At 52.9% G+C, this 10,770-nt stretch carries 11 protein-coding genes and 1 pseudogene; 5 read left to right on the top strand and 7 right to left on the bottom strand.

The window, feature by feature from the left end:
• Positions 1-127: 127 nt before the first annotated feature.
• A pseudogene (locus tag B4113_RS20385) lies at positions 128-424 on the top strand (IS701 family transposase); the annotation flags it as partial.
• A 152-nt stretch (positions 425-576) separates the two neighbouring features.
• Here B4113_RS20385 and B4113_RS07030 read toward each other — a convergent pair.
• Positions 577-1,092, bottom strand: coding sequence for a YwhD family protein (locus tag B4113_RS07030; protein ID WP_061912366.1), 516 nt, complete (start codon positions 1,090-1,092; stop codon positions 577-579).
• A gap of 18 nt (positions 1,093-1,110) precedes the next feature.
• Positions 1,111-1,779, bottom strand: coding sequence for a site-2 protease family protein (locus B4113_RS07035; RefSeq protein ID WP_033023324.1), 669 nt, complete (start codon positions 1,777-1,779; stop codon positions 1,111-1,113).
• A 131-nt stretch (positions 1,780-1,910) separates the two neighbouring features.
• On the opposite strand from B4113_RS07035, the gene B4113_RS07040 reads away from it, so the two are divergent.
• The gene (locus tag B4113_RS07040) at positions 1,911-2,099 is read left to right on the top strand and encodes a 2-hydroxymuconate tautomerase (protein ID WP_020961553.1); all 189 of its coding nucleotides are present in this window, start codon (positions 1,911-1,913) and stop codon (positions 2,097-2,099) included.
• Between the two features lie 101 nt (positions 2,100-2,200).
• Positions 2,201-3,502: an NCS2 family permease gene (locus B4113_RS07045; RefSeq protein ID WP_061912367.1), complete on the top strand. Its 1,302-nt coding sequence runs from the start codon at positions 2,201-2,203 to the stop codon at positions 3,500-3,502.
• Between the two features lie 44 nt (positions 3,503-3,546).
• Here the strand turns inward: B4113_RS07045 and B4113_RS07050 are convergent, their stop codons facing one another.
• The 3 genes from B4113_RS07050 to B4113_RS07060 form a co-directional block, all read right to left on the bottom strand.
• Complete coding sequence (locus tag B4113_RS07050; protein WP_061912368.1) at positions 3,547-4,065, bottom strand: YwgA family protein; 519 nt, start codon at positions 4,063-4,065, stop codon at positions 3,547-3,549.
• Between the two features lie 13 nt (positions 4,066-4,078).
• Positions 4,079-5,377 carry an HD domain-containing protein gene (locus tag B4113_RS07055; RefSeq protein ID WP_061912369.1) on the bottom strand — a complete coding sequence of 433 codons (1,299 nt, stop codon included), beginning with the start codon at positions 5,375-5,377 and terminating at the stop codon, positions 4,079-4,081.
• Positions 5,378-5,668: 291 nt separating this feature from the next.
• Positions 5,669-5,896 (bottom strand): DUF1450 domain-containing protein, encoded by a 228-nt coding sequence (locus tag B4113_RS07060; RefSeq protein ID WP_033021653.1) that lies wholly within the window; start codon positions 5,894-5,896, stop codon positions 5,669-5,671.
• A 174-nt stretch (positions 5,897-6,070) separates the two neighbouring features.
• Here B4113_RS07060 and B4113_RS07065 point away from each other — a divergent pair, with 174 nt between their 5' ends.
• A complete protein-coding gene (locus B4113_RS07065) occupies positions 6,071-6,724 on the top strand; it encodes an RsfA family transcriptional regulator (RefSeq protein ID WP_033021651.1) in 654 nt (217 codons plus the stop codon).
• A gap of 206 nt (positions 6,725-6,930) precedes the next feature.
• On the opposite strand, the gene B4113_RS07070 is transcribed toward B4113_RS07065, so the two are convergent.
• Positions 6,931-7,800 (bottom strand): lipoate--protein ligase family protein, encoded by an 870-nt coding sequence (locus tag B4113_RS07070; RefSeq protein ID WP_061912370.1) that lies wholly within the window; start codon positions 7,798-7,800, stop codon positions 6,931-6,933.
• A gap of 400 nt (positions 7,801-8,200) precedes the next feature.
• A complete protein-coding gene (pta, locus tag B4113_RS07075) occupies positions 8,201-9,181 on the bottom strand; it encodes a phosphate acetyltransferase (RefSeq protein WP_061912371.1) in 981 nt (326 codons plus the stop codon).
• Between the two features lie 412 nt (positions 9,182-9,593).
• Here pta and hemQ point away from each other — a divergent pair, with 412 nt between their 5' ends.
• Complete coding sequence (hemQ, locus tag B4113_RS07080) at positions 9,594-10,340, top strand: hydrogen peroxide-dependent heme synthase (protein ID WP_033842832.1); 747 nt, start codon at positions 9,594-9,596, stop codon at positions 10,338-10,340.
• Positions 10,341-10,770: the final 430 nt, after the last annotated feature.

Consider the following 10,770-nt stretch of genomic DNA (forward strand, 5'->3'; position numbering starts at 1 on the left):
CACCTTTCCCGGTCCTTTGGCACAACTTTGTTTTGATGTTGGCAGGAGTTTATTTTGGTTGTAGATGAGCAAATTTGCTAACATAAATTGACAACTAAACAAAAAAAGGAGACATGAACCTGATTCCTTGGTTAGAATCGATGTACAACCAACTACCCACAAGGAGGTTCATGTCTCAGGAATCGATGAGCACATCATCAAGGAATCCATCCATTTTTCATGACGCTGGGGGTGGCGCTTGATTTCTTGAAGCCGGTCATCAAGCCTCTCGTTCATCTTATCGATGCCCTGTACCAAGGGATGTTCGGGAACATTGCCCGATGTCCATCACTGGAATTTTCATCCCAACCATCGAACCATGCTCAGCCATTTTTTCACGAAAAGCCCTTGGAACGAGGAAAAACTGCTGGAGAAGTTTCAAGAAATGAAAAATGTCATCTACAGTTTTCAAGAAAATCCCCTGCGCATGCGCAGGGGATTTTCTTGTCCTAGTTTTCCTGTGTTATACATGTAGATTTAGTTTATCCTTTTTTCCAGACAAGAACAAGCCCTTGCCCAAATATGTTCACAAAACCGTCACAATTCGCCTTCAAGCCCTTTTTTCAGCTCATCGCTCGAACGGTTCCACATGTCGATGTCGTGGCCTTTCAAAAAGTCGGCAAGCACCCGTTTGGATTTCGCATCCATATGATCGACAATGATGTGCCGCTTCAGCGATTTATCGAGACGGTTCACATGTTCCGGCAATAGCTTATAGCCGCGGCGCGCCTCGCGGTCAACGGTCATTTCACACGCCGTCACCCCGGCGTAATACGGGCCGTCCTCACGGCGTTCAATCGTCACCCAGACGATCCAATACGGCTTGCCGTTTGGCACAGCCGAACGGTCGGGCAAAAACTTAATGCCGCGCTCGACGGCGCTGCGCGCATGCATCGCCCCCATATCGACGAACGCTTCGCCCGCCTCAACGTCAATGATGACCGGCGAGACGTTTTCTAAGCTCAACGCCCCGGCGCCAAAACCGCGGTGCCCGTCGGTCGGATCGTCTTTGATGATGTTAAAGCCGATCGTTTTTTTCTTTTTTTGCTCCATGCGCGGTTTCCTCCTTCCTTACATAAACAAACGAGCAACAACCGATTGCAGACTCTCAAGCACAAACGGCAGCGCCAGCTGAAACACCGGCTCAATCGTATAGCGGTCAAGCGGCGTCAGCACAAGGACTAGAAAAATCAACGCCCCGTAGCTCTCCCATTGCGTCATCTTCGCCCGCAAACCGTCGGGAGCCAAATCTTCGATGATCCGATACCCATCGAGCGGGGGAAATGGCAACAAATTAAACAAAAACAACACCGCATTCAGGCCGATAAAAATTTGAAAAAACTGGTCAAACCCCGCAGCAAACCAATCCGGCAGCGCCCGCATGATGCCGAAATCAACCATCGCATACCAAATGACAAACCCAAGCCCGGCGAGCACAAGATTGCTGAGCGGCCCGGCAACCGAAACGAGAATGCCGGCTAGGCGCGGGTTTTTAAAATGGAAGCGGTTGACCGGCACCGGCCGCGCCCAGCCAAATCCAGCGAGAAAAATAAGCAAGGTGCCAAGCAAATCCAAATGGGCCAACGGCGATAACGTCAACCGCCCTTGGTTTTTCGCGGTCGGGTCGCCGAATTTGTAGGCGACGTACGCATGGGCGAACTCGTGCACGGAAAATGCTAACGCCAGCGTCAAGAGCACGTACGGAATTTCACTTAATGAATATGGAAAAAAATGTTCCACTTGATTAACTCCCTTTCCCCTATATTCACCACTTTTAGTATACATGATTTGCCGCGAAAAGTGGACTGAACTTCATCATTCCATGGTATAATAAGCGCGACAGCACTCGACAAGGAAATGGGGGAACCATGATGCCGTATGTCACGATCAAAATGCTCGCCGGTCGCACGGACGAGCAAAAGAAAGCGCTTGTTGAAAAAGTGACGGACGCCGTTGTGGAAACGACGGGAGCGAAAAAAGAAAGCGTTGTCGTTTTCATTGAAGAAATGACGAAAGATCATTACGCCGTCGCCGGAAAACGGCTGAGCGACGCGGAGTGAAGAAGCGATGGGGGCGCCTGAAACGCCCCCGTTGCATTTTTTATAAAAAACGAATATTATTATAATGGTTTCTAACATTGTTCGTTTTTAGGAGGTCGCCCATGATTCGTTTCGCTGAAAAACAGACTGACCGCAAGACGGAAATGCTCGCCGGGTTGACCACGTTTCTCACGATGGTGTACATCATCGTCGTCAACCCGGTCATCTTATCGGACGCCGGCGTCCCGTTTGAGCAGGCGTTTACAGCCACCGTCATCGCCACGATCATCGGGACGTTGTGGATGGCGGTTTTCGCCAACTATCCGATCGCCATCGCCCCTGGCATGGGACTGAACGCCTATTTCGCCTATTCAGTGGTTGGCTCGCACGACAACATTTCGTACGGAACGGCGTTTTCCGCCGTGTTTGTCGCCGGGGTGCTGTTTTTGTTGCTGTCGCTCACCCCGCTCCGCAGCAAGCTGATTGAAGTGATCCCCGACAGCTTAAAACACGGCATCACCGCCGGCATCGGGCTGTTTATCGCCTTCATCGGCCTGCGGCTGACCGGGATCATCAAAGCTCACCCGCAAAATTTGGTGGCGCTTGGCGACTTGCATGCCCCATCGGCCGTGTTGACGCTTGTCGGCCTCGCCGTCACGCTTGTTCTTATGATGCGCGGCGTCAAAGGAGCGCTCTTTTACGGCATGGTCATCACCGGGATCATCGCCTATGCGACCGGGCAACTGCACTTTGACAAAGGCATCGTGTCGCTGCCGGCGCTGCCGGACGGGGTGATCGTTGCCAATCCGTTTGCGGCCGTTGGGGATGTGATCAGCCATCATTTGTACGCCGTCGTCTTCTCCTTTTTGCTTGTGACGCTGTTTGACACGACCGGCACGATGATCGGCGTCGCCCAGCAAGCGGGATTGATGAAAGGGAACACGCTGCCGCGCGCCCGTGAAGCGCTCTTGGCTGACTCGGTCGCGACTACGGTCGGGGCCATGCTTGGCACAAGCCCAACGTCAGCGTACATCGAGTCGTCCACTGGCGTCGCTGCCGGTGGGCGGACCGGATGGACGGCGCTCACCGTCGCTGTCCTATTTGTCATCGCCGCCTTTTTCAGCCCGCTGGTCAGCGCGGTCGCCGGGTTATCGGCCATCACCGCCCCGGCGCTCATCATCGTCGGCAGCCTGATGATCAGCCATATTGCCCATATTTCGTGGCATCAGCTCGACGAGGCGTTTCCGGCCTTTCTCATTCTCTTAAGCATGCCGCTCACCTCGAGCATCGCGACCGGCATCGCGCTCGGCTTCGTCTCGTACCCGCTCTTAAAAATCGCTCGCGGCCGCTGGCGCGATGTGCATCCGCTCCTGTACGTGCTGGCGGTGCTGTTCTTTTTGCAGCTGGCGTTTTTGCCGCACTGATGGAATCAACCCGCTGATCGGTTTTCAATGACTAAAAAGCCCGCTTATACGCGGGCTTTTGGATTGCATCGGCTGCGCAGCGCTTCAATATACGCATACGCCTCTTCGATTTCTTCCGCCGTATAGCGCTGCTTGCTTTTGACGACGGCGATTTTCTCTTTTACTTCCTCTTTCGACAAATGTTCAAAATAGAGCACTGTGGAAACCAGTTCCAAGAAACGCGCGTTTTGTCCGTTCATCGTCTGCATGCATTCGTCAAGACCCGGCATGTCCCAGTCGTAATGGCGCAAAAACTGTTCGCCCGCCTCGGTCAGCGTATAGCGATATTGCACATAGCCGCTCTTTTTCTCTTTCTCCTCCTGCAAAAAGCCGAGCGCGCACAGCTCTTCAATGCGGCATGTGAGCTCTTCGGAATACGGGCCGTAAAAATGGAAGTCGAACTTCTCGTAAAACGGAAAGTCGAGCTTTTTCGCGATGTAAATCATTTTTTGCAGCTTTTTGCGGCCGACAATTTCCCCGGCGGCCGCCAACGCCTTCATCACTTTCGCATGCTCCGTAAGCACCCTCCGTCATCTCCTAACCCTTTAAAATTTCGAGAATCGCTTTCTTCACCGTTCGCTTCGCCGACAAGTCTTCTAGGAAGTCGGCCGGGAAATACAGCTTATGGTCGGTGCGCCGCTTGCCGGAAATGGCGTCAACGAGCACCGATTCGCGCGACAGCTCGCGCAGTTCCCCGTTCGGCATCAGCAAATAAATCGGCAAGCGTTCGCCTTCTTCTCCCGGTCGATAGAAGTCGTACGGCAAATCTGACGAGGAATCGACAACCAAATAATAGTCCGGGTCAATCCCCGCTTTGCGAAACAAACCGGTCAGTTCGATCAACTTCGCCATTTGATCGTTCGTCGGATGGAATTCGGTATATTTGAACAGGCGACGGCGCACAAAACGGCGGCATAAATCGCGCAAAATCGGATCTTGTTCTTCTTGCCATTGTTGAAAATAAAACAAAATGATCGACTCATCGAGCGCCAAGTAATCGTCAAGCGCTACGTTCCCGGCGAAAAACGACAAAAAGTGAACCGGCTTCGTTTGAAACGAGTAGCCGTCTTCGTACAATTTTTTCGCCCGATGCAAAATTTTCGTCAAAATGACTTCCGCGCTGCGTGTGACCGGGTGGAAATACACTTGCCAGTACATTTGGTAGCGGCTCATGATGTAATCTTCAACCGCATGCATGCCGCTCCGCTTAATGACGACTTGGTCTTCGCGCGGGCGCATGACGCGCAAAATGCGCTCCATGTCAAAATAGCCGTAGCTGACGCCGGTGTAGTAAGCATCGCGCAACAAGTAATCCATCCGGTCAGCATCAATTTGGCTCGAAATGAGGCTGACGACAAGTTTGTTCGGATACGTTTTGGCAATCACTTCAGCGACCCTTCGCGGAAAATCGTCATCCACTTGGCGAAGTGCGGCGTTCACTTCCGTATCGCCTAAAATGATAGCCCGTGTAAAATCTTCGTGATCAAGGCGAAACACCTTCTCAAACGAATGGGAAAACGGACCGTGCCCTAAATCGTGCAAAAGCGCCGCACATAGGCAAAGAAGTCGCTCGCTATGGTCCCAATGGTCGCGGCCGACGAACACATCGTCAATGATGCGGCGAATGATTTCGTACACGCCGAGCGAATGGTTGAATCGGCTGTGCTCGGCGCCGTGAAACGTCAAATACGTGGTGCCGAGCTGCTTGATGCGGCGGAGGCGCTGAAATTCCTTTGTGCCGATCAAATCCCAAATCATTTTGTCGCGAACATGTATGTATCGGTGCACCGGATCTTTAAACACTTTTTCTTCGTCAAGCTGCCCGCCGAAATACATCGCATCCTCCTCTTCCGTCTCGAACATACATTTATTATACGCCGTTTCGAGCCGTAAAGAAATAGTTGACTTTTTTCTCCGTCTTTCTCCAGTATTGACGAAAAACACGTTCATCACCACAACGTGTACTTGACAGACGGTGCACTTCTCTGAACAAGTATAGGCTGATTGGTTTCCTGTTCTTTCGTGGGTGCATAAGCTAAGATGTGTGGTGAAAAAATCAAGTACAACTTTTGGTGAAGAGCCGAAAAACATAAAAATCACCTTCTTTCGGCAAAGAAGGTGATTGAGTCAACGGTTTTTCAGCCGTTCGGCAATTTTATCGATCAATTCGTCCTCGGTCAGCGCCGCCACCGGGCGGTTGTTGACGAAGGCGAACGTTTTTTTTCGCCCTGGACCGCAATACGACTGGCAACCGATTTTAATGACCGCGTCCGGGTCCAGCTTTTTCAAGCGCGGCAGCAGCGTCTTCAAATTCGGCGCCTTGCAGTCGTCGCAAACGCGGAACTCATTCGCCATCATTCGTCATTCCTTTCTGTGGCGTTTGCCTTGTGTATTCTACCCCTTTTGCAGGAAAATTGCAAGTTTACCGCTTTTATTCTCATAACTTGTCAATCCTGTAAACTGGAAATGTATAAATAGTGACGCTGTTGCCTATCCTTTTTACTAGTATCGAAAAAGGAGTGGGGAACAATGAAACAACGGCAAGATGCTTGGACAGAGGAAGACGATTTATTGTTGGCTGAAACGGTGCTTCGCCATGTGCGCGAGGGGAGCACCCAGCTCAACGCGTTTGAAGAAGTCGGCGACAAGCTAAATCGGACAGCGGCGGCGTGCGGCTTCCGCTGGAATGCGGTCGTCCGCCATCGCTATGAGGAAGCGCTGCAGCTGGCAAAACAGCAGCGCAAAGAACTTATGCGGCTGCTCGCCAAACAAGGGGGCGCAAAAAAACGGCGCCTCTATGAACCACCAATGCCATCGCTTGAGGAGCTCGGCGAGGTGATACAGCTGCCGGCCGTCATCCCGCCTGCCGCTTCGCAACAAGTGACGCTCGACCAAGTGATCGCCTTCCTAAAAACGTTTCAGTCCCATGAGCGGAAGCGGGAGGCGCTCGTTAAAGAAAATGAGCGGCTGCGCCGCGAAATCGAAGAATTGAAGAAAACGAATCAAGAACTGGAAGAAAAAGTGGCACAGTTGCAAGCAAACTCGTCCACCGTTCAGGAAGATTTCGAGACGTTGGTCAACATTATCAATCGGGCGCGCAAAATGGTGTTAAAAGAGGAAGAAGAGCGGGGACTGACGTTCCGCATGGACCCGAACGGAAACTTAGAAAAAATCGCCGAGTAATGAAACAGGATGCCGCACTGTTTGCGGCATCCTATGTTTGTCGGCCAGTCCCACTCTTCTCCTGCCGCCCCTAAGAGGCTGGTGATTTAATGGCGTATACGGCTTTACCATGTCATTTCTCCATTAGAAAAACCCTTGTTGTATCGGGCCTGCGTTTCAATCATTCTCCCATTGATGAAGGGAATCAGCGGTTTTTCACCAGCCTTCTAAACGTCGGCGGCCACGTCTCCCGTTCCGCTCGGTTTTTCGAAAGACACGACGGCATTCCGTTCCACCATGCGGGCCCAATAATATTCGTACCACTCCCATTCTTCTCCCTCAAGAGCAGAGGAATACAGCTGACCGCCAAACGATTGCAGCGTGCGCCAGAGGGCAACCAACAGCTCAGCGACGGACAACGGGCGGCCGGTAAGTTCGGACAGCGAGGCCATGACTGCCGGGTCGACAAGGGGATAGGCGAAAGTCGTTTGTTTTCCTTGCCGCCCGAGCTCATAAAAGCGGCGAATCAGCTCAGCGCGCGCCGAGCCGCTTCCCGTAACGCAAAGATAGATCTGCACAGCAACACCGCCGCGCACGCGCCGTTGGGAAATGCCAGCGAACTTTTGGCCGCCGATGCTCAAGTCATAGCGGCCCGGGCAATACGAACCGACGACCTCCCCCGCTTCGATGGTGACGCCGTATGGGGCGAGCATGGCAGCCATGAGCGCACACATGGCTTCATACCCTTGCTCAACGGCAATGGAACGGCCTGTTTCCGGGAAAACAAGAGAAATGTTCAGCACCCCGCTATCCAACACGACAGCGAGGCCGCCGGAGTTGCGGACGACGACGCGGTAACCTTGTCGGCGCAAAAACGACACCGCCTCGGCGATGTGGGGAAGCTTCGTATCCGCCGCCCCTAAAACGACGGTATGCTCGTGCACCCAAGTGCGCACGACCGGATCCGACCGCCCGGACCCGACCGCGGTGCATAGCGCGTCGTCCGTCGCAAACGACTGTTTCGCATCAAACAGCGGGCCGAAATGAGACTGGTCGATCACTCGCCACTTCGGCTGCCGCAACAATTCATGGCTCATCACGGTTAGCTCCTTACGTTGATCATTCCGCCCCCATTATAGCACAATCGATGGAGATGTTGCGCAACCGGATCGCCGAACAACAGCCGGCCTTTACACGAGTTGCGCTTCGCCCAATCGTTACTAATGCATCAGCAATGGAAGACACCAACGTTTCCCCCACCTGCGGCCGCGCTGAGAAAAGCGTTCATCCCGGTCAGTATGAAAGAGGGTGTCCCGAACACGCAGGGCACCCTCTTCTGTCACTATATCCAAAAATATCTTCTCTTCGCATCAAGAAATGGCGAGCTTTTCAACCCTTTCCTGCCGTCATTCGGTCGGTCTCGGTGACCTTTTGAGCGAATCCGTTTTTCCCTTCACCGGCGTACTCGAGCCGCACGATGGCCTTTTCTTTTTCCCCTCACTCTCCAAGCGACTGAGCGGCGGTAATGAGGGCAAGCTTATACGCATCTTCCGCACTGCAGCCGCGTGAAAGGTCGTTAACCGGTTTGTTCAACCCTTGCAAAATCGGTCCGACCGCTTCAAAGCCGCCAAGGCGCTGGGCGATCTTGTAGCCGATGTTGCCCGCCTCAAGGCTCGGGAAGATGAACACATTCGCATCGCCTTGAATCGGGGAATCGGGGGCTTTCTTTTTCGCCACTTCCGGGACAAAAGCGGCGTCAAACTGGAACTCGCCGTCAATGACGAGCCCCGGCGCCATCTCACGCGCCAGCCGCACCGCCTCCGCGACTTTTTCCGTCTCTGGCGAGGAAGCCGATCCTTTCGTGGAAAAGCTAAGCATCGCCACCCGCGGCTCAAGGCCGAACATTTTCGCCGTCTGAGCGCTCTCGACCGCGATTTCCGCCAAATCCCGGCTGTCGGGGGCAATGTTGATGGCGCAATCGGCGAACACATACTTCTCCTCCCCGCGCACCATGATGAACACGCCCGATGTTTTGCGGATGCCCGGTTTCGTCTTAATGATTTGCAACGCCGGTCGGACGGTGTCGGCCGTTGAGTGGGCCGCCCCACTCACCAAACCGTCAGCGGCTCCCGTGTAAACGAGCATCGTACCGAAATAGTTTTCATCAAGCAGCAGTTCGCGCGCCGCTTCCTCGGTCACTTTTCCTTGACGCCGTTCGACAAAGGCCGCAACCAATTCATCAAACCTAGCATAACGGCGCGGATTGACAATCTGTAGACCTTCCAGTGACAAGCCAAGCGCCGCTGCCTTCACCCGAACCGCTTGTTCGTCGCCAAGAACGATCGGCTGAAGCACTTGCTCTGTCGCCAAACGGCTGGCCGCCGCCAAGATGCGGTCATCCATGCCCTCTGGAAACACGATTTTCCGTCCCGTTCCAGCCACCTTTGCTTGTAACGCCGCAAACAAATCATTCGCCACCAGTTACGCCTCCTTCATGTTCGCGGTTGGCGTGCGGCCGCCCGACCGCTCCCTTCCTCCGGTCTCCTAGAAGGCCGGTGATTTAGTGCAAAATACTACTGCTTCCACCCATTTCTCAATTAGAGAAACCTTGTAGAAACAGCCTTCTTTTCTGAATGAAAATGCGATGATTGGTGTGTGATAGCGGTTTTTTCACCAGCCTCCTAGAGCGACGGTCATCACGCCATCCTGTCCTTCTACTTATAAGCATACCTCTTTTCAGCGGAAACGCAACGAAGGAAAGCCCTTCCAACCAATAATTCATCTTTTGGAACAATTCCGTACATTTGCTTTCATGCGCCATGCGCCGCGTTTTTGGCCAGACTATGGTATAGTAGTGATGGACATACTCGATGATAAGGAGTGACCGATGATGAGCGAAGCGGCCCAAACGTTGGACGGCTGGTATTGTTTGCATGATTTCCGCACAATCGACTGGAGCGCGTGGAAAACGCTGCCGAGCGAGGAGCGCGAAGCGGCGATCGCTGAGTTTTTGGCGCTCGTCGACCAATGGGAGACGACCGAAAACGAGAAGCAAGGAAGCCATGCCATCTACACGATCGTCGGGCAAAAAGCGGACATTCTGTTCATGATTTTGCGCCCGACGCTTGATGAGCTTCATGAGGTGGAAACGGCGCTCAACAAGACGAAACTGGCCGAATATTGGCTGCCGGCGTATTCCTACGTCTCGGTTGTGGAACTGAGCAATTATTTGGCATCCGGCAGCGAAGATCCGTATCAAATTCCGGAAGTGCGCCGTCGCCTGTACCCGATATTGCCGAAAACGAACTACATTTGTTTCTACCCGATGGACAAGCGGCGCCAAGGCGAGGACAACTGGTATATGTTGTCCATGGAACAGCGGCGCGAACTGATGCGCGCCCACGGCATGACAGGGCGAAAGTACGCTGGCAAAGTAACGCAAATCATCACCGGCTCCGTCGGTTTGGATGATTTTGAGTGGGGCGTCACCTTGTTTTCCGATGATGCGCTCCAGTTCAAAAAGCTCGTTTATGAGATGCGCTTTGACGAAGTCAGCGCCCGTTTTGCTGAGTTTGGCTCTTTCTTTGTCGGCACTCGCTTGCCTGCGGAACAAGTTTCTTCGTTCTTCCATGTATAACGAGAAAGGGGCCTTACCTGCAGGCCCCTTTGCTTATTTCCCCCGACTTCAAGCCGCGCGAACGCCGACCGGCAAGCATTCGCGGTCCTTTCTAGGAGGACGGTGAAAAACCGCCAGTTCCCCTCATCAATCGGGAACGCTCGAAAAACAGGATCGATGCAACAAGGTTTTTCTAGTTGAGAAATGAGATGGCAAAGAGGGATCTAGGATTAAATCACCAGCCTCCTAGAAGGCTGGTGAAAAACCGCTTGATTCCCTTCAACAATGGGGGAACGCATGAAAATCGGGACCAATGCAACGAGGTTTTTCTAGTTAACTGTAGATGAGCAAATTTGCTAACACAAATTGACAACCAAACAAAAAAGGAGACATGAACCCAACTCCTTGAGTAAAATAGATGTGCTCAAACCCATTCACACAAGGAGGTTCA

Source organism: Geobacillus sp. B4113_201601 (assembly GCF_001587475.1).
In the GTDB taxonomy this organism is placed as follows: domain Bacteria; phylum Bacillota; class Bacilli; order Bacillales; family Anoxybacillaceae; genus Geobacillus; species Geobacillus icigianus.